The following is a 19100-nucleotide window of genomic DNA, read 5'->3' on the forward strand; positions in this document are numbered from 1 at the left end:
GACCTTTCCGGAGAGCCCAGTCCATGATCTCGTCCACCTCCCGCCTGCGCCGCAACGCCCTCGCCTCCGTCGCCGCCATCGCGATCGCGGCCACCGGAGCCGCGGGCATCGGCCTGACCCAGCCCTCCACCCCGGCCTACGCCCAGGCCCTGTCGAAGAACCCCATCGACGTGCCGGACCATCCGCCCGGCTCCTTCGCCAGCGTGGTCGACAAGGTGAAGCCCGGCGTCGTCGCGGTGAAGGTGAAGCTCGACGACAGCGCCGGCATGGACGACGATGACGGCCCCGGCCAGGGACAGGGTCAGCAGGTGCCGCCGCAGCTGCGCGAGTTCTTCAAGCGCTTCGGCCAGGGCGGCCAGGGCCAGGGCCAGGGCTTCGGCGGCCCCTCGCCCAAGCGGCAGGGCCAGCGCGGTGCCATGGGCTCGGGCTTCATCATCTCGGCCGACGGCTACGTCGTCACCAACAACCACGTGGTCGACAAGGCCAAGACCGTGCAGGTGACCCTGGACGACAACCGCACCCTCGACGCCAAGGTCATCGGCAAGGACCCGAAGACCGATCTGGCGCTGCTCAAGATCACCGATGGCGGCCCCTTCCCCTACGTCTCGCTCGGCAAGACCGCCCCCCGCGTCGGCGATTGGGTGGTGGCCATCGGCAACCCGTTCGGCCTCGGCGGCACGGTCACCGCCGGCATCGTCTCGGCCCGTGGCCGCGACATCGGCGCCGGCCCCTATGACGACTTCCTGCAGATCGATGCCCCCATCAACAAGGGCAATTCCGGCGGCCCGACCTTCAATGTCGGCGGCGAGGTGGTGGGCGTGAACACCGCCATCGCCTCTCCCTCCGGCGGCAGCGTGGGCCTGGCCTTCGCGATTCCCGCCGAGACCGTGCAGGCGGTGGTCGACCAGCTCCGCGCCGACGGCAAGGTGGCCCGCGGCTATCTCGGCGTCCAGGTCCAGCCGGTGACGAAGGACATCGCCGACGGCCTCGGCCTCGACAAGGCCAAGGGCGCCCTCGTGGACCACGCCGAACCCGGCACCCCCGCGGCCAAGGCCGGCCTGAAATCCGGCGACGTGATCGAATCGGTCAACGGTGCTGCCGTCAACGATGCCCGCGAACTGTCGCGCCGGATCGCCGGACTGAAGCCCGGCGCCAAGGTCGATCTCGCCTATCTGCGCGGCGGCAAGTCCGACACCGCCACGGTGGAGCTCGGCGCCCTGCCGAACGACCCGAAGGCCGGCAACGACAACCGCAGCGGCGCGACGAGCGACGGCCAGCCGCGCCTCGGCCTCAGCCTCGCCCCGGCCGCGGAGGTCGGAGCCGGCGACGAGGGCGTCGCGGTGATGGATGTCGATCCCGACGGCCCCGCCGCCGCCAAGGGCATCGAGCAGGGCGACATCATCCTCGATGTCGCCGGGTCCAGCGTCTCGAAGCCCTCGGAGATCGCCGAGCGGGTGAAGGCGGCCGAGGCCAGCGGTCGCAAGGCGGTGCTGATGCGGGTCAAGAGCGCCAAGGGCGTCACCCGCTTCGTCGCGGTGGCCCTGAACAAGGCCGGCTGATCCGCGCGAGCCCGAGGGGGTTTCGCGGCGCCGGTCACCGGTCCCGTGGTTTAGAAACCTGCCATACGCCAAGGAGCAAGAAGCGCCGGCCCGTTCGTTCGGGCCGGCGCTTCTCGTCTGATGCGGGTCTCTCGCACTGATCCGCCGACCGCCCTGCAGGAGGGACCGGTTCTTGCATGCCCGATTGCACGTGCGGCCACGCACGTCGGCGCCGGATCCTGTCGCAAACCAGAGACATTGGGGAGCGACGCTGAACGTCCTGCCCCGCGGGGTGGATTTCCCTCGCGGGGATGTCGTCCCGCGCGGCGACCGACATGGGAGGTGGGGATGCCAATTCCGACGCGGATGATGACGCTCAGCCTGTCGCTCCTCGGCCTTGCCGGGGTCGCGTCGGCCACACCCGCCTCGGCGAAACCCGTCTGGGCCACCGGCACATTCGTCTATGCCGACCTGTGCACCGATACGGAGAGCGGCGAGCGGGCAGGGCGGCGGATCGTCCTCAAGCGCTCCCCAACCGGCGACGTGCTGTCCTACGAAACCCCGTCGCGGTCGGCGCGGGCCGAAGTCGTGACCCTCGACGACGCGACCAGGGAGCTGTCGTTCCAGGTCGGCGGCGAGGAAGGAGGCTTCGCCTTCCGGGGCACCCTCGCCACGGACGCCCTGGTCGGCACGGTGGAGGACGAGGCCGGAACCCGGCCGCTGCGCCTGCGGCGGGTCCTGCGGTCGCATGCCCACGAGGCCTGCCCCGGCGAGGTCACGGGGTCGATCGGGGTACGGCCCTGACCCGGCTGGGTCGGAACGGCCTTCCTGGTCTAAGGTCGGCTCCATGAAGGCCTTCTGCGTCCTGTTCCTTTCCGCCCTCGTCCTGTCGCCGCCGGCGGATGCCCGTTCCATGAGGCGGGCCGATTCCTGCGACGGGCTCACCGCGCGGATGATCCGCGCCACCGGCGCCTCCCTCGCCGGGCGCGACGGGTCACTGTCGGTGTTCCGCGCCCTGGATGCCGACCGCATGAGCCTCGAATGCCGGGCTCCGGCCCGGATGACGTTCGCATCGCAGGATCGCGAGCCGGCCGGGGCGTATTTCATCTTGATCGGGCTGGCGGCCGAAGGGCTCGTCGGCGCCGGGGCGGAGGAGGTCGAGGTCCTCGCCCGCACGCTCCACCAGCGCGCGCTGGTCACGGGGATGCCCCAGGCGGGGCGGGCAGGGCGCGCCGCTCTCCGCTGCGAGACCGGCGCCGCGGCGCCGGCGCAGCCCGCCGGGGTCCGCTGCGTGCTCGTCTCGCACCGGCCTGCCGCTCTGCGCCGCCGCGCCGGACTTTTCCCGGAGCATGAGCCGGTCTAGACCGACGTCCATGTCAGATCCCGCTCGCTCACCCGCCGGCCCCGTCGTGATGGCGGGGGCCACCGCCTTCGCCAATCACCTGCCCTTCGCCCTCATCGCCGGCCCGTGCCAGCTCGAGAGCCGCGACCACGCCATCGAGATCGCCGACGCGCTCAAGGGCATGACCGACCGCCTCGGGATCGGCCTCGTGTTCAAGGGCTCGTTCGACAAGGCCAACCGGACCTCGGGCTCCACCGCCCGCGGCCTCGGCCTCGCCGGGGCGCTGCCGATCTTCGCCGAGATCAAGGAGCGGTTCGGTCTCCCCGTCCTCACCGATGTCCATGAGGCCGGCCAGTGCGCGCCGGCGGCGGAGGTCATCGACGTCCTCCAGATCCCGGCCTTCCTGTGCCGGCAGACCGACCTGCTCCTGGCGGCCGCCGCCACGGGCCGGGTGGTGAACGTGAAGAAGGGCCAGTTCCTGGCCCCCTGGGACATGGCCCATGTGGCCGCCAAGGTGACGACGGCCGGCAACCCGAACGTCCTCGTCACCGAGCGCGGCGCCTCGTTCGGCTACAACACGCTGGTCTCCGACATGCGCAGCCTGCCGATCATGGCCCAGGTCACGCACGGTGCCCCCGTCGTGTTCGACGCGACCCATTCGGTGCAGCAACCGGGCGGGCAGGGCGCCACCTCCGGCGGGCAGCGCGAGTTCGTGGCGGTGCTGGCCCGCGCCGCCGTGGCGGTGGGGGTCGCCGGCCTGTTCATCGAGACCCATCCCGATCCGGACCATGCTCCATCGGACGGTCCCAACATGGTCCCCCTCAAGGCCATGCCGGAACTACTGGAAACCCTGCAGGCTTTCGATCGCCTCGCGAAGTCCAACGGCTGACGGAGACTCTTCACCCGGAATCGTTCGAGCGGCCATGACAATGGAACCAACCCGTCGTCATCCCGTTGTCATCACTTGAACGTGACAACGATTTGAGGAACTCCATGCGCAATTTCGCACTGATCACGGCCGTTACCCTCTCCCTCGGCGCCATGGCTGCCGGCACGGCGGCAGAAGCCCGCCCCGGACACGGTCATGGCTACGGTCGCGGCGGCCATGGTGGTTACGCCCACGGCGGCTATGGCCATCGCGGTTACGGCAATCGAGGCTATGCCTATGGTGGCGGTGGACGTCGCGGCATCGGTACGGGCGCGGCTGTCGGCCTCGGCATTGCCGGCCTCGCGGCGGGTGCCATTGCAGCCGGTGCCGCCCGCGATTCCTACTACAACAACGGGTATGGCCGGCCTGCCTACGGCTACGGCTACTGAGCCGACACACTCGAAACTTCTTGCGCGAAGGGCGGCCGGTTTCTACCGGCCGTCTTTTTGTGTTCCGATGCCGGCCGCATGACGAGGCGGTTGCAGAACGGTCTGAGCGGTTGCATGAAGGCCCCATTTCGAACAGGTGGGGACCCGCGCAATGCCGATCATCGCAGCCGTCTTCAGCGCCCTCGTGGCCGGACTGGTCTACTGGATGAAGTACGGCAACGGGATGGAGCATATCGACAACGCGGTGCGAGACTGGCGCGGCACCCGCCGTCGGATGGCGAGCGAACGGCAGATCCGCTCCGCCCCCCTGCGCTCCCTCCGCCATCCCGCCGATGCAGCCGGCGTCCTGATGGAAATGGTCGCCCGTCTCCGCGGCGTACCGACGCCTGAGCAGGAAGCCGTCATCACGGCGCAGATGCGCGGCATCGTGGAGGCCGGGGACGACCTCGATACCCGGATGGTGTTCGTCCGCCACGCCGCCGCGCAGGCTCCCGATACGACGCTGGCAATCAAGATCCTGGCGCCGGTCCTTCACGATGCCCTAAGTTTCGCGGAGCGAGACCATTTCGCCGACATGCTCAGGACGGTCGCGGAGGTCCATCAAGGTCCCACCGAGGCACAGGAACGCCTGATCGACGAGATCGTCCGCGCCATCGCCGAAGATCGGTGAGGCGGGATGCGGCTTTGCGATGCTCAGCCGCGCCCGCGATAGGGCGCGATACCCTGATCCGGGAGCCAGATCGCTTTCGGCGGCTCGCCGGTCTGCCAGAACACGTCGATGGGAATGCCGCCGCGGGCGTTCCAGTACCCGCCGATGCGGAAGTACCGGGGCTTGAGCAGGTCGACGAGGGTGAGGCCGATGCCCACGGTGCAATCCTCGTGGAACGCGCCGTGATTGCGGAACGCGCCGAGATAGAGCTTCAGCGACTTCGATTCCACGAGCCAGAGGTCGGGCACGTAGTCGATCATCAGGATGCCGAAATCGGGCTGGCCGGTGACCGGGCAGATCGAGGTGAATTCCGGCGCGGTGAAACGCGCCAGATAATCGGTCGTGGGGTGCGGATTCGGCACCCGATCCAGACGTGCCGCCTCCGGAGAGGCGGGCAGGGGGGTGGCCTGGCCGAGTTGCAGGCTATCGGAGGAGGGGGGCGGGCTGGTCATGTCCGCCGCTATAGCGCAGGCCGCGCGCCAGGGAAACCGCCACCCCGGAATACCTCATGAATTCAACGTCCTAGCCTGAAGGCCGCGGGGCCTTCCCGACTCCCGCGGCAGGATCGGCGCGGAGGACGGCGACCGGTGGATCGGACCGTCTCGTCACCTCCGCAAAGATTTGTGAACGCGAGGCGGGCTTCGTCGGCGAGGGACGCTTGCCGGATGCGGCACGTTGGCGGATAAGCCTGCCCTGTATCAGACCGGTCTCATGGGCACGCTCGCCGACGCGACGCGCCTGCAGGACAATGACGACTTGGCCGGGCGCCGGCCGCAACATCGTGAGAGCTAGGGGCACGCATGACCGCGATCACCAACATCGCCGCCCGCGAGATTCTCGACAGCCGGGGCAACCCGACCATCGAGGTGGACGTCCTGCTGGAGGACGGCTCCTTCGGCCGTGCCGCCGTGCCGTCCGGCGCCTCCACCGGCGCCCACGAGGCGGTGGAGCTGCGTGACGGCGACAAGGGCCGCTACGGCGGCAAGGGCGTGCGCAAGGCGGTGGCCGCGGTCCGCGGCGACATCCTCGACGCCATCGGCGGGATGGATGCCGAGGACCAGATCGCCGTCGACGAGGCGATGATCGAACTCGACGGCACCCCCAACAAGGCGCGGCTCGGCGCCAACGCCATCCTCGGCGTGTCGCTCGCCGTGGCCAAGGCGGCGGCCGAGACCGCCGGCCTGCCGCTCTACCGCTATGTCGGCGGAACCCAGGGCCGGGTGCTCCCGGTGCCGATGATGAACATCATCAACGGCGGCGCACATGCTGACAACCCGATCGACTTCCAGGAATTCATGATCATGCCGGTGGGCGCCTCCTCGCTCGCCGAGGCGGTACGCATGGGCGCCGAGGTGTTCCACACCCTCAAGGGCGCCCTCAAGAAGGCCGGCCACAACACCAATGTCGGCGACGAGGGCGGTTTTGCCCCCAACCTCCCCTCGGCCGAGGCCGGGCTCGACTTCGTGATGGAATCGATCCAGGCGGCGGGTTTCAAGCCCGGCACCGACATGGTGCTGGCGCTGGACTGCGCCGCCACGGAGTTCTTCAAGGACGGCGCCTACCATTACGAGGGCGAGGGCCAGACCCGCTCGATCGAGGCCCAGGTCGACTACCTCGCCAAGCTCGTGGATTCCTACCCGATCCTCTCCATCGAGGACGGCATGTCCGAGGACGACTGGGCCGGCTGGAAGCTCCTGACCGAGAAGGTCGGCAACCGCTGCCAGCTCGTCGGCGACGACCTGTTCGTCACCAACGTCACCCGCCTGTCGCGCGGCATCGCGGAGAACACCGCCAACTCGATCCTGGTGAAGGTCAACCAGATCGGCACCCTCACCGAGACGCTGGCCGCCGTCGATATGGCCCAGCGCGCCGGCTACACCGCCGTGATGTCCCACCGTTCGGGCGAGACCGAGGATTCCACCATCGCGGATCTCGCGGTCGCGACGAATTGCGGACAGATCAAGACCGGCTCGCTCGCCCGATCGGACAGATTGGCCAAGTACAACCAGCTCATCCGCATCGAGGAAGGCCTCGGCGCGCAGGGACGCTACGCCGGCAAGGGCGCCCTCAAGGCCTTCGCCGCCCGCTGACGCGCGGGGCCGGGCATCGCGAGCCCGGCCGCTGCCGTCATCCCATCGGGAGACGGCCACATCGTCGATTGCATCGAGGGTGTGGCCGTTTCGCTCGCATCGGCGTTGTCCCCGGACACGGCCTTCCTCTCCGGAGCCGGTGAAGACGGACGCGCCGAGCCCAGCATGACTTCACCCGCTGCACTGACCGTCTATTACGACGGGGCCTGTCCGCTCTGTTCCGCCGAGATCCGGACCTACCGGCGCAGCCGCGGGGCCGAACGCCTCGCCTTCGTCGATGTCAGCGGCGACGACGCCCCGGCCACGCTCGGCCCCGATCTCAGCCGCGAGGCCGCGCGGGCGCGTTTCCACGTCCGGGACGAACAGGGCCGTCTCGCCTCCGGGGCGTCGGGCTTCATCCGGCTCTGGCGCGAGCTGCCCGGCTGGCACTGGCTCGCGTCCCTCACGAGCCTGCCCGGCATGCCGATCCTGGCCGAGGCCGCCTATCGCCGGTTCCTGCCCCTGCGACCGCACCTCGCCAGGCTGTTCTCCCGGGTCTCGGGCGAATCCTGCGACACCGCCTGCCGTCCACCGAAGGGGTGAAGCCAGGCCCTCCGCCGATCATGACGGCGCGGACGATCAACGCCGTCCTGTCCGACACCAGCCTCCCGGCACTGGCGGTGAGAGACGAGCCGCGGGCTTCGCGCGGGATCGCGCGAGGAGGAGGGGTCAGGCGCCCGTCGCCCGTCTCCCGACGAGATCGTCGTCCCCGGGCTCCGTCAGCGCCGTCGCCTCGTCAGCCTTCCCGTCGCCCCGCCGCGCGCAGCGAGGGTCGCCGCTGCGCGTGAGCATGAGATAGAGGGAGTGGGGATTGGTGAGGACGTAGCGCCAGAACAGGCGCCGGGGCTCCTGTGCCAGCCGCCAGAGCCATTCGAACCCGACCCGCTGCACCCAGACTGGCGCCCTGCTGCGGCTTCCGGAGAGGAAGTTGAACAGGCCGCCCGAGGTCTTGATCAGGGCGACGTTATGCAGGAGCGGCCCGTGATCCCGCACGAAGGCCTGTTCGCGCGGCACCCCCAGGGCGATCCAGAGAATGTCCGGCGCCAGGGCGTCGATCTCCGCGATCTTGTCCGTCAGCGCGTCGCCCGCGAGGTAGCCGTGGTGATGACCGACGATGCGCAGTTCCGGATAGAGGCGCCGCGTCGTCGCCACCGCCGCGCGGTTCTCGTCCTCGGTGGCGCCGTAGAGATAGAAGGTCAGGCCCTCCGCCGCGGCCCTGCGGGCGACCTCGTGATAGAGGTCGGTGGTGGCGACCCGCACGGGCAGGGCCCGGTCGCCGACGAAGCGTGACACCGTCACCATCGGTTGTCCGTCGGCACTGATGAGATCGGCCATGTCCACCAGCCCGGCGAACTCGGCATCCCGTGCGTGCCGCGACATCACCTCGCCGTTGGCCGAGGTGAAGTAGAGGGGTGGTCCGGGTCTCGGATGGAGGCGTACGGCCTCGGCCATCCTATCCACGGTCTCCTGCATGCCCAGGGCCGCGATCGAGATCCCGCCGAGACAGGTGAGGGGAACCTGCCCGAGGAACGCCCGGGACGGCGTCGTCATCGCCCCCCTCCGACCAGGGCGGCGGCGCCCGAAACGCTGAACGATCCGGTCGACGGACGCTTCCCCGCGGCACGTTTGGCCGAGGCAGGTTTCTCGAACGACGGGGTCGCGGCCTGTTCCGGTTGGAGGGGCGGCTTTGGCTCGGGACGCGATTCGGGCTCGGGACGGGTCTGGGATCTGGCCCGCGGTGCCGGCTCCGCGGGGCGTGTCGGCTCCGCTCGCGCTGCGGGTTCGACGGCCGGCTTGCTCTCCGCCTCCTTCGCCGCGCTCCGAAAGAAAGCCATGGGCGATCGCCGGGGTGCGGGGAGATCGGCCGCCCGGAAGGCGCGAGGGGTCGCGGGGAACCGGCTGTCCCTGGCGGCACGCGGCGGGACCGGCACCTCGACCGAACGGGGCGGGTCCGGCTCGGTCACGCGGGCCGGCTGGGGAGCTTGCTCCGGCAGCGGGGCTTCCTTGGCCAGCGGGGCTTGCGTCCGCTCGGGAGCCTGCGCTGCCGCGAAAGCCCGGGCCGGCCTGGACACGCGGGCCGGCCGCCCGAAACGCGCCCAGTCGTCGAGCAGGGCGAGGAGAGCGCCGAGGCCGAGCCCCGCGAGGAGGCCCATCATCATCAGCGTGCGCGCCGGAGGCGGGAAGCTGCGCATGATCGGCTTCGTCGCCGGGGAGACAACACGGGCATTGCCCAAGTCGAGATAGGCCTGCTGGCCGGTCTCGCGCGAGCGAGTGAGGAAGGCCTCGTAGACCGAACGGCTGGCCTCGGCCTCCCGCTCGAGTTCGCGCAGGCGGATCGAGGCCTGGGCGAGACCGACCGTGCGGCCCTTGGCCTGATCGAAGTTCTTCTCCAGGGCCGATGCCGTGGCCCGCGCCTTGGCGAGGTCGGTCTGGGCCGCCTGGGCGAAGCGGGCGACCTCCTGGTCGATGGAGCGCCGCGCCTGGGCGACCTGCTTGGCCATGGAAGAGACGGACGGGTGGCGCGGCCCGAGTTCGTTGGTGAGTTCGGCCTGGCGCCGGGTGAGTTCCGCGTACTGGCCGCGCAGGCCGGCCACGGTCTGCGAGGCGAGGACATCGTCCGTCGCCCCGGCATCCAGGCCGGCGCGGGCGATGCGCTGGCTCTGCTCGACGCGGGCCTGCGCCTCCGCGACGCGCGCGCGGGCGGCGGCGAGTTGCGCGTTGATCTGCGTCAGCTGCTGGTCGCTGACGAGGGCGTCGCGGGTGCCCACGAGGCCGGTCTCGGCCCGGTAGGCCTGAACCCGGTTCTCGGCGGCGTTGAGCGCGTTGCGCAACTCCCCGAGGCGCGCGGTGAGGCCGGAATTGGCGCGGTTGGCGGCCTCCGTCCGGGTGGCCGCATCCTCGGCCAGATACGCCGCCACGACGGCGTTGGCGAGGCGGGCGGCCTTCGCCGCCTCCCGAGACCAGACCGAGACGTCGATCACGTAGGTCCGACCCGTCCGCCGCACGGAGAGGCGCTGCTGCAGCAGGGCGATCGCCGCATTCGCCTCGGCCTCTGCATCCGGCGGCGCGTCCGGGCTCCCGAGGCCGAGGGCGGCGCCGATCTTCGCGAGCATCCCGGCGCCGGATGCGGCGGTGAATTCCTCGTCCTTGGTGAGGCCGGTGGCATCCACGGCCCGGCGCAGGACGCTGCTCGAGGTGATGAGCCGGGTCTGGCTCTCCACCACGCTCTGATAGGCGTTGGAATCCTGGCCTCCGGTGGTCAACTCGCGGGAAACCAGGTTCAGGTCGCGCGGGTCGATGTAGATCTGCGCCTCGGCGGTGTAGCGCGGGGTCAGCATCTTTCCCGCGACGAGGCCGATCCCGGCCAGGATGAGGGCGCAGGCGAGGATCCAGACGATACGCCGGCGCCATGCGGAGACGACGCCCCCGACGGTCAGGCGGTATGCGCTCCGTTCCGGCTCGGCCGCGGCGGGCTGGGTGGATGCCGGGGGATCGTCGTAGACCAACATCAATCGCCTCCCAACATCACGGAGTTTCGAGGACATACGGGCCCCGGCGAGCACCGGGAGTGCTGGCGTGACGATCCCGCTCCCATCCGTCCCTGTCCCGACCTGGCACATTTCGTAGAGTGCACGGCCGAATGCACGAGAGAATAGCAACTGCGAGTCCAAATTAGATTAAATTCTCGGTCGATCATCAATGAATGCGTCACAACGCGAAACGATGATGAATCTCGTCTTTACGCGGCCCACCGGAGACGGCTGAAGCCATGCTGTCGTCATCACGCCGGACGGGACGGAAAGCCCCGGATGCGGTCGGGATCACGGGTCGCGCAGGCCGCCCTCGGCGCGCCGCACCGAGGCCTCGCCCGTGAGGCGGGGCTCCTCGTCCATGCGGCGCCGCTCCCCGGCGATCCCGCGAGCCCGCGCCATCCCTTGCGCGATCGAGACGACCGGGATGCCGCGCCGGCCGGCGGCCACGAGAGTGGCTTCCAGCAGGACGGGGGAGCAGCCGTAGGGGCTCGCTCCCTCGGCGACGTCGTGACCGAAGAAGATGACCCAGCCGTTGCGCGCCACCGCCTCATCCATCAGGCGCGCGAGGAGGCCGGCATCGAGGCAGCGGTCGAAGAGAGGGTTCGCGCGCAGGAAGTAACGGTCGATGCGGCCGGTATTCAGGCCCGGCACGATGCTGCGGCCCGACCCGTAGGTCCGGCTCAGCACGCGTTTTGCCGCCAGCGATGCATAGCCGTAGGGGAAGGCGAAATTCTCCAGCGTCAGTCCGGGCACGAGGGCGGCGAACGCGTCCCGGTTGCGCCCGATATCCGCGGCGAAATCCCCTGCGTCGAGGTTGGGAACGAGGCTGTGGTCATGGGTATGGCAGCCGATCTCGTGGCCACGACGATGGATCTCCGCCAGGGCCTCGACCCCGGCGACCCGCCAATGCTCGTTGGCGGTGCCCAGGAGGGTGCGGGAGACGTAGAACGTCCCCTTGGCGCCATGGGCGTCGAGGAGGGCGGCGCCCGTGCTGCAGGCCGTGTCCGGCACGTCGTCGAAGGTGATACTCACCATCGGGCCGTGCAGGCGGGGGAGCGCGGGTGCGGTCGGGACATGCCGCGACAGACGATGCGAGAACCTGGCCGGCAGGGAGAGGCGGGCCCTGAGTTCGGTCGCATCGCGATCGAGGACGGCGTCGGGGGTCATTGCGGCGTCGGATGCCCGGCCCGCTTGCGCAGCACGAGATGATAGTCCCCGTGCCGCAGGTTGATGCGCCGCCCCGCCGCCAGGTTCGCCAGATCGGTGACGCCGTCCACGAGGGCGCCCAGCCGAGGACGGCGCACCCGCATCTCCGCGTAGCGCGGGCTCTCGTAGACGCGCTCGTAGACGGGTTCGAGTCCGACGCGATCGAGGAACGGCTTCAGCCGGGCCGGCAGGACGAGCGGGTGGTAATGGACCGGGAACGGAGGCTCGCCCGGCTCGCCCGCCCGCTCGTGACCGCGGATATGGCGGTAGAACCAGACGTGGAACCAGTGCGGCGAATACTTCGTCACGAGGCCGGAGAGCGAGCGCGGATGCGGTGCGCCGATGAGCAGGAGGCCACCGGGCTTCAGGCATTCGGCGAAGCGCTCCATCGCCGCGCCGACATCCGGCAGATGCTCGATGACGTTGTAGCTCGTCACGAGGTCGAAGGTCCGGGGCGTGAAGCGGTGGACCTGAACGTCGCCGCAGATCACCGTCTCGGCATAGGCGTTGTTGCTCACCTGGGTCGGGTCGATATCGACCACGGTCACGCGGGAGCGGCGCAGCACCGAGACCGGAAGATAGGAGGAGGCCCCGCCGCCGGCCTCGTAGACCGAGACCTCGCCCGCCGGAAGCAGCGCCTCGAGGATCTCGTGGACCTTCGCGAGGCTGAACCCGGCCTCGCCGGCCGGCATCTCCGTATCGTGGTGGAGATCCTCCAGCGCGACCTGCCGCGCCTGCGTGGCGGTGTCGTCCCGTGTCATGGCCTGCATGCTCCGTCTCTAGTCCGTCATGATGGGGCGAGACGGGAGCGAAGACTTCTGCGAGGGCATGGGAGGGGATCCGCCGTCCGGAAAGTGCGTCGACCGTGCTCTCGCACATGACACGGCAAATCTTACTTTTCCAAGTACCGGGCGCGCGGAAACGTCTTCGTCCTCGGGTCGATGGCCCTCATCCTCGAGCACCCGCGAGCGATGTGCCTCTGCAGGTCCAGGCACGGGGAAAGACCGCCTCAGGCCGCGTCCGTCCGGCGCTTTGCCTTCTCCGCCCGGCGCGCGGAATGAAACCATTCCAGGCTCGCGCGGACGGTCGAGAGCGGCGTCGAGCCGAAGGACTGGATGCAGAAGGCCCGCTCCGTCGGCGTCGCGGCGTCCAGCATCGCCAGGATGTCGGGCTCGCTCAGGGCGTCGTCGTCCCAATGGGTCCGGCAGAAGCTCTGCGCCGTCACCGCGTGCCGTGCCATGGCCGAGGGCGTGTTGGCGACGAAGGTGCCGTAGATCATGTATTCCGAGAAGTTGCGGTCCCGGCACAGGGCGGCGACCCAGCCGTGGCCCGTCACCGCCTCGATCCGCTCGGTCATCGCCCGTGCGGTCGCCTGATCCCAGATGATGATCTGATCGATGTAATCGTCGGCGGGCACGCCCTGCGGACGGGTGCCGAGGAGGCGGCTCGCGGTGCCGATCCAGAGGATGTGGCGCGGCCGGTCGGTCACGACACCGCCGGGATGGACATGGAACGGCGTCGGGTTGGGCTCGGCCAGGGCGGCAAGGTCGAAGTCCCGGAAGAAGTAGATGTCGGAATCGATCAGGCAGTAGCGTGCCTCGGGAAGCCGGCGCGTGGCCTCGATCTTGACGATCTGCTGGACGTGCCAACCGCTGACCGGCTTGCCGAAGGGCGTGAGCCAGTAGCGGCGCCCGCGCCAGCGCAGGACGGGAATCGGCCGCATCCACCAGGGCAGGAACTGCGACAGCGGCAGGATGCGGCGATCGGGGCGGGCGAAGCGCGCGAACAACGCCACGTCCTCGTCGTCGACGATGACGTAATGGCGGCCGCGCGGCGTCGCATGCCGGTCGATGGTCTCGAACAGCAGGGCGCATCGTTCCAGGTCGCCCCGGTGGCTGAGCGTGATCAGGCCCACCGTCTCGGCCCGGTCCTGCCCCGCGGATGCGGAGGCAGGATCTGCGGTCTCGGCCTTCATGCGCATCTCCTTCGATCCGCCGCCCGTCATCGGGGGGACCCTGCGCCGGGAAGGGTGAAGGATTCCGTCATCGGACCGCGCCTGTCTCGGGGTGTCGCCATCACGGTGCCGTGTTCCGCCACAAAAGACCGTAGAGGGTGAAGAAAGAGAACGCGTAGATCGCCACATAGATCGCGTTCAGCCACAGGCTCCACTGCGCCGGATCGGGAAGCGCCGTGAGGAGCAGGATGAAGGCCGCCGCCTTGAAGGCGATGAGGGCGGCCGTGACGCCCGCGCGCAGCCCCATCCGGCCGAAGGCGAAGAACAATTCACCTTGAAACTCCAGGAGGTTGCGCACCGCCGGCACGGCGACGATGGCGGTGAGCATGCCGTAGGCGGCCGAGACGTTCGGGCCGAGCAGATCGGGCCGGATGTGCAGGACGGCGACCATGAAGACGAGGGCACCCGTCGAGACGGACGCCACCATCGCCTCCACCTTCAGGCATTCGCGCAAGGACGCCCGGGTGGCGCGGCCGGCCTGGATGAGCTTGCGCGAATACATCATGAACATCGGCCGCAGCGGCACGCCGGTGAGATCGATGAGCCGCATGGAGATCGCGTAGATGCCCGCCATGCGCTCGCCGGCGAGCGTCAGGACGATGAGCTTGTCGATCTCGCCCTGGGCCAGGAACATGAAGTAGGAGGCGGCGTAGAGCAGTCCGTCGCGCAGCCGGCCCTTGAGCAGCACCGCACGGAACCGCATCCGCGTGCGCGGGTGGAAGAGAAAGGCGAGGACGGTCACCGAGACCGCGTTGCCGACGAGATAGTAGGCGGCCCAGGCCTCGGCATCGCCGCCCCCCGCGGCCCAGAACGCCACGGCGGCGGCGGCGCGAAATCCCACGGGTAGCGACACCACCGTGGCCGCGGCGGCGTAGCGGCCGAGCCCGTTGTTCACCTGGACGAGGAGTTCGATCTGGCGCCAGAGCGCCACCTCGACCACGATGATCGCGAGATAGCCGGGCAGGGCGATCACGTCCCGGAACAGAAGCGCGTAGAGCGCCAGCGAGAGGCCGAGCATGATCGGCAGGGCGAGCCCGAAACAGGCATAGTAGACGGCGAGATATCCCCCCATCGACGAGCGCCGGCCGGCGGCCGAGCGCATCACGAAGGATTGGAAGCCGAAACCCGCCAGGCATCCGATCATCACGCCCGCCGCCGAGACGGAGGCGAAGACGCCCATCTCCGCCAGGCTCAGCGTATTGGCGAGAACCAGGAAGTAGACCATCTGGAGCACGAGGCGCCCGCCGGCGCCGGCCAGGAGTTGGCCATAGCCGATCAGCACGGTGCGGTGGGTCGACCATGCGCCGGCGACGAGGCGCAAGGGCGCGAGGCGTAGGGGCGCGAGGCGCTGGCTCCCGATGCGGCGTCCCGCGCCGGGTGTCGGATTTCGGGACGAGTGGGCGGTCATGGCCGATGCATCCGCAGAGCCCGTGCCACGAAACGGGTCAGGAAGAGGGCCGGCCTCGCCCGAAGCGGGCGGGCCGGGACGAGGGGCCGTCGAGGCCCGGCGCAGGAGGCCCGTCTCGATCACCGGGCGGCGGACGGCATGCCACACCCATGGAGCGTATCCGGGCGTGTCTTATCTCATGTGCGGACCTGAACTTGCAAAACCGTTCGCCATGCCCCGGCGGACTGTGCCGTTTTGGACGATCCCCATCCTTCGCGAGGTTTCGGCATGAGACAGGGCTTTCCCCATCGCCGGACCATCCTCAAGGGGGCCCTGGGCGGCGTGCTCGGCGCCGGAGGCCTCCTCGACGACCGTCCGGCCCTCGCCGTCCCGCGAAAAAAGATCCCGTTCGGGGCCGCTGTCCGCGGAGACGCCCTGGCGGCGGATGCGGGCTACGCCGCCGCCCTGGCGGACAGGTGCCGCCTGCTGGTCCCGGAAGGGGGCCTGAAATGGCCGGTCCTGCGGCCGAACCGGGAGACATTCGATTTCGGCGAGGCCGACCGGATCGCCGCCTTCGCCCGCCGCAACGGGCTCGGCCTGCGCGGCCACACCCTGGCCTGGTATGGCGGCATGCCGGCCTGGGCCGAGGCGATCACCAGCCGGGTCGAGTCGGAATGGGTGCTGACCGGCCATATCGAGACGGTGGTGTCCCGCTATCGCGGCTTCATCGGTTCGTGGGACGTGGTGAACGAGCCGATGCCCGACGATCCGGCCTCGCCGCAGGACCTGCGTCCCTTCGTCTGGACGAGGACGCTCGGGGCCGAATACATCCCCATCGCCTTTAAGGCCGCCCACGCGGCCGATCCCGCCGCCCGCCTCGTCCTCAACGAATACGACATCGAATTCGTCGGACCGCGCTTCGCCATGCGGCGCGCCGGCATCCTCGCCATCGCGCGCTCCCTTCTCGACCGGGGCATCCCGATCCACGCCATCGGCCTGCAGGCTCACCTGTTCGCCGACCGGGAGATCGACCGGGACGGCCTCCAGGGCTTCCTGCGGGAGATCGCGGCGATGAAGCTCGACGTCCTGGTCACCGAACTCGACGTGATCGATGTTGGCCTTCCGACGGACGTCGCCATCCGCGACGAGATCATCGCGCGGAAAGCGGCCGACTTCCTCCGCATTGTGGAGGAGGTGACACCGCCGAGCCAGGTTCTTACCTGGGGCATTACGGATCGTTATACCTGGGTACCGATATACTTCACCCGTCCCGACGGGACGGCGAACCGTCCGCTTCCCCTGGATTCCGACCTGAGGCCCAAGCCGCTCATGAGTGTGATCGAGCGCTTCACCGGAAGCGCGTCGTGAAGACGCGCGCCACCCCCGTCGACGCGGTGGTCTGCATCCCGACCTTCAAACGGCCGGAGCACCTCGTCCAGACCCTCGCCTCCCTGGCACGCCAGCGGACCGACCTGCGCTTCACCGTAGTGGTGGTGGACAACGACGCCGCGGCGCAGGCCGGATCGGCGGCGGCCGAGGCGGTCTTCGCGAAGGGCCCGCTCCAGGGTCAATGCGTGGTGGAACAGCGCCAGGGCAATTGCTCGGCGATCAACCGCGCCTTCACGACGGCGCTCGGCGCCTATCCCGAGACCCGCTATTTCCTGATGATCGACGACGACGAGCTCGCGCGGCCCGATTGGCTGGAACGCATGGTGGCCACCGCCCAGCGCACCGGGGTCGGCATCGTCGGCGGCCCGGTCATTCCACGCTTCGAGCCGGGCACCCGGTCCGGCCTCGACGGCCATCCCGCCTTCGCCCCCGCCTACGACAAGAGCGGGCCGGTGCCGGTGATCTACGGCAGCGGCAATTGCCTGATCACGCGGCGCACCTTCGCGCTGATGGGCGCGCCGCCCTTCGACACGGGCTACAATTTCCTCGGCGGCGGCGACACCGACTTCTTCGTCCGCGCCCGCCGGGCCGGCGTGACCTTCTATTGGGAGGCGGAGGCCGTCATCACCGAAACGGTGCCCCTGGCCCGCACGCGGACGGGATGGCTCGCCGCGCGGGGCCTGCGGATCGGCGCCGTCAACTACCGGATCGAGCGCAAGCACGTGCGCGGCAGCCTCGGCCTCGTGACCCTGGCCGGCAAGTCCTTCGCGGTCCTCGGGGTCTCGTTCGGACGCGCCATCCTCGATCTGGCGCGGACGCGGGAGCCGACCATCGCCCTTCACCCGATCCTCGTGGCCCTCGGGCGCTGCCTCGCGGCCCTGGGCGTCGAGCCGCAGCCCTACCGCGCCAGCACGCCGCGCCTGCGGACGCGCGGGAGATGAGGGCGGGAAACCGATGAAGACGGGCGCGTCCGGATCGCCGTCCTCGCAGACCGCCGCCGCGGGATGGCACCGGGTGCGGACGGCGCTCGCTGAAACGCCCGCCATCCTCATCGCGCGCAAGGCCGCCGTCCTCGCCTTCCTGCTGCTGACCTGGATTTCCCTCCGACCCTTTCAGGACCTGAGCAATCCGGACGTTTCGGAACTCGCCACGGGGCGCGAGGGCCTGACCTATGCGAGTTTCGGCCTCCTCGCGCTCCTGTGCCTCGCCCTGACGCTCCCGACGCATGCCCGGGCCCTGCGCACGTTCCTCTCGCCCAGGTTCCTGGCCCTCGGAGCCTGGTTCGCCTTGAGCGTCGTGCTGTCGCAGGATCCCGCCACCTCGGCCAAGCGCCTGACCCTGGCCGGTTCGGTGATGCTGGCGGCCGCCTGCCTGCCGCTGCTGGCGCGCTCGCGCAACGATCTGCGCAACCTCCTCGCCATCGCCTCCCTGCTGCTGCTCGGCGCCTGCTACCTCGGCATGATGCTCGCGCCGGACCTCGCCATCCACCAGGCGAACGACGTGGTCGAACCCATGCTCGCGGGCAACTGGCGCGGCGTGTTCGGCCACAAGAACGGCGCGGCGGCGGTCATGGCCATGCTGGTCTTCATCGGCATCGCGGTGGCGCGTTCGGGGCTCGTGACGGCGGGCTGCGCCATCGTCATCCTGTCGGGGCTGTTCCTCATCGGCTCGGAGGGCAAGAGCGCGACGGCGCTGCTGGTGGCGGCGCTGACGATCACGGGGCTGTTCACCGTCGTCCGTTCGTTTCCGGGGCGCGTCCTCCTCACCCTGGTGCCGCTCTTCGCGATCAACCTGTTCAGCGTCGGCACCGTGGTGAGCGAGCCCGTAGCCGCCCTCGTACGGCTGCTGCCGGTGGATTCCACCTTCACCGGACGGACCGACGTCTGGCAGTTCGCCATCGAGGCCCTGGGGGCGCGTCCGCTCACCGGCTACGGCTTCTCCGCGTTCTGGAACAACGTCACCGTGCGCGCGGCCTCCGATGACGGGTCGAGCTGGGCCGGATACGCCTCGCACAGCCACAACAGCTACCTCGACACCGCCGTGACCCTCGGCCTGCCCGGGCTCGTCCTGGTGCTCGGGATCGTCGTCGTGGCTCCCTTGCGCGACGTCATGAAGATCGAGGCGCGGGGCCGGGCCGACCCGCTGGCGACGATGTTCGTGCAGATCTGGCTGTTCGGCCTTCTTCTCTCCTGCATGGAGAGCTTCTTCTTCGATGGCGGGGACCCGGTCTGGGTCACCTTCCTCGTCTCCGTCTTCGGCCTGCACTACCTCGCCCGGTTCCGCAGCGCCTGACCTGCCTCGCGTCTCGGGTGCCGCCTTCAGAACTCGATGATCCCGACGGCCCAGCCGCCGAGGGTCACCAGCAGGCCGCACCAGAGCAGGGTCGCGACACAGCCGGCGACCAGCCCGCCGACCGCCCAGTGCCGGGCCAGTTCGGACCTGCTCCTTTCCGGAACGTCGCTTGGTTCAGATTGGGTCATGGCGCGTCTCCTAGCCCTTCGATCGCTGCGAAAGGGCAAGGTTCGCACCTTCGGAC

General features: G+C 69.7%; 19 protein-coding genes. 11 read left to right on the forward strand and 8 right to left on the reverse strand.

All coding sequences use genetic code 11. The features are described 5' to 3' along the window. Positions 1-23: 23 nt before the first annotated feature. The 6 genes from MKK51_RS22780 to MKK51_RS22805 all read left to right on the forward strand — a co-directional run bounded on the left by MKK51_RS22780 (position 24) and on the right by MKK51_RS22805 (position 4867). A complete protein-coding gene (locus MKK51_RS22780; protein ID WP_243981239.1) occupies positions 24-1559 on the forward strand; it encodes a Do family serine endopeptidase in 1536 nt (511 codons plus the stop codon). A gap of 327 nt (positions 1560-1886) precedes the next feature. Further along, entirely contained in the window at positions 1887-2342 is a 456-nt protein-coding gene (locus MKK51_RS22785; protein WP_243981240.1) for a hypothetical protein, read from the forward strand. Positions 2343-2385: 43 nt separating this feature from the next. Next, complete coding sequence (locus tag MKK51_RS22790) at positions 2386-2901, forward strand: hypothetical protein (protein ID WP_243981242.1); 516 nt, start codon at positions 2386-2388, stop codon at positions 2899-2901. A gap of 10 nt (positions 2902-2911) precedes the next feature. Beyond that, entirely contained in the window at positions 2912-3769 is an 858-nt protein-coding gene (gene kdsA, locus MKK51_RS22795) for a 3-deoxy-8-phosphooctulonate synthase (protein ID WP_243981250.1), read from the forward strand. A 104-nt stretch (positions 3770-3873) separates the two neighbouring features. After that, a complete protein-coding gene (locus tag MKK51_RS22800) occupies positions 3874-4197 on the forward strand; it encodes a hypothetical protein (RefSeq protein WP_243981251.1) in 324 nt (107 codons plus the stop codon). A 151-nt stretch (positions 4198-4348) separates the two neighbouring features. Continuing rightward, positions 4349-4867: a hypothetical protein gene (locus MKK51_RS22805; protein WP_243981253.1), complete on the forward strand. Its 519-nt coding sequence runs from the start codon at positions 4349-4351 to the stop codon at positions 4865-4867. 23 nt (positions 4868-4890) lie between these two features. On the opposite strand, the gene queF is transcribed toward MKK51_RS22805, so the two are convergent. Next, a complete protein-coding gene (gene queF, locus MKK51_RS22810; protein ID WP_243981255.1) occupies positions 4891-5358 on the reverse strand; it encodes a preQ(1) synthase in 468 nt (155 codons plus the stop codon). A gap of 348 nt (positions 5359-5706) precedes the next feature. Between queF and eno the strand changes: the two genes are divergently transcribed. Together eno and MKK51_RS22820 are read left to right on the forward strand one after the other, a co-directional pair. Continuing rightward, positions 5707-6996 carry a phosphopyruvate hydratase gene (gene eno / locus MKK51_RS22815; protein WP_243981257.1) on the forward strand — a complete coding sequence of 430 codons (1290 nt, stop codon included), beginning with the start codon at positions 5707-5709 and terminating at the stop codon, positions 6994-6996. Positions 6997-7161: 165 nt separating this feature from the next. Beyond that, positions 7162-7578 (forward strand): thiol-disulfide oxidoreductase DCC family protein, encoded by a 417-nt coding sequence (locus tag MKK51_RS22820; RefSeq protein WP_243981259.1) that lies wholly within the window; start codon positions 7162-7164, stop codon positions 7576-7578. Positions 7579-7704: 126 nt separating this feature from the next. Here the strand turns inward: MKK51_RS22820 and MKK51_RS22825 are convergent, their stop codons facing one another. From MKK51_RS22825 to MKK51_RS22850, 6 genes are all read right to left on the reverse strand, one after another. Further along, positions 7705-8586: a WecB/TagA/CpsF family glycosyltransferase gene (locus MKK51_RS22825; protein WP_243981261.1), complete on the reverse strand. Its 882-nt coding sequence runs from the start codon at positions 8584-8586 to the stop codon at positions 7705-7707. Continuing rightward, complete coding sequence (locus MKK51_RS22830) at positions 8583-10544, reverse strand: GumC family protein (protein WP_243981263.1); 1962 nt, start codon at positions 10542-10544, stop codon at positions 8583-8585. The genes MKK51_RS22825 and MKK51_RS22830 overlap by 4 nt, the downstream gene beginning before the upstream one ends. Before the next feature lie 312 nt (positions 10545-10856). After that, entirely contained in the window at positions 10857-11735 is an 879-nt protein-coding gene (locus tag MKK51_RS22835) for a polysaccharide deacetylase family protein (protein ID WP_243981265.1), read from the reverse strand. Then, a complete protein-coding gene (locus tag MKK51_RS22840; RefSeq protein ID WP_243981267.1) occupies positions 11732-12535 on the reverse strand; it encodes a class I SAM-dependent methyltransferase in 804 nt (267 codons plus the stop codon). The genes MKK51_RS22835 and MKK51_RS22840 overlap by 4 nt, the downstream gene beginning before the upstream one ends. 248 nt (positions 12536-12783) lie before the next feature. Beyond that, positions 12784-13749, reverse strand: a complete 966-nt coding sequence (locus MKK51_RS22845) for a DUF6492 family protein (RefSeq protein WP_243981269.1) — start codon at positions 13747-13749, stop codon at positions 12784-12786. Between the two features lie 100 nt (positions 13750-13849). Next, complete coding sequence (locus MKK51_RS22850; protein ID WP_243981271.1) at positions 13850-15196, reverse strand: lipopolysaccharide biosynthesis protein; 1347 nt, start codon at positions 15194-15196, stop codon at positions 13850-13852. A 267-nt stretch (positions 15197-15463) separates the two neighbouring features. On the opposite strand from MKK51_RS22850, the gene MKK51_RS22855 reads away from it, so the two are divergent. From MKK51_RS22855 to MKK51_RS22865, 3 genes are read left to right on the forward strand one after another with little or no spacing between them, the layout of a single operon-like run. Beyond that, entirely contained in the window at positions 15464-16543 is a 1080-nt protein-coding gene (locus MKK51_RS22855; protein WP_243981273.1) for an endo-1,4-beta-xylanase, read from the forward strand. Further along, on the forward strand, positions 16540-17505 hold the full coding sequence (locus MKK51_RS22860; protein WP_243981275.1) for a glycosyltransferase family 2 protein: 966 nt from the start codon (positions 16540-16542) through the stop codon (positions 17503-17505). The genes MKK51_RS22855 and MKK51_RS22860 overlap by 4 nt, the downstream gene beginning before the upstream one ends. A 13-nt stretch (positions 17506-17518) precedes the next feature. After that, positions 17519-18856, forward strand: coding sequence for an O-antigen ligase family protein (locus MKK51_RS22865; RefSeq protein ID WP_243981277.1), 1338 nt, complete (start codon positions 17519-17521; stop codon positions 18854-18856). Between the two features lie 26 nt (positions 18857-18882). On the opposite strand, the gene MKK51_RS22870 is transcribed toward MKK51_RS22865, so the two are convergent. Next, a complete protein-coding gene (locus MKK51_RS22870; RefSeq protein WP_243981279.1) occupies positions 18883-19044 on the reverse strand; it encodes a hypothetical protein in 162 nt (53 codons plus the stop codon). Positions 19045-19100 lie beyond the last annotated feature (56 nt).

Origin of the sequence: Methylobacterium sp. E-045, assembly GCF_022829685.1 — a bacterium.
In the GTDB taxonomy this organism is placed as follows: domain Bacteria; phylum Pseudomonadota; class Alphaproteobacteria; order Rhizobiales; family Beijerinckiaceae; genus Methylobacterium.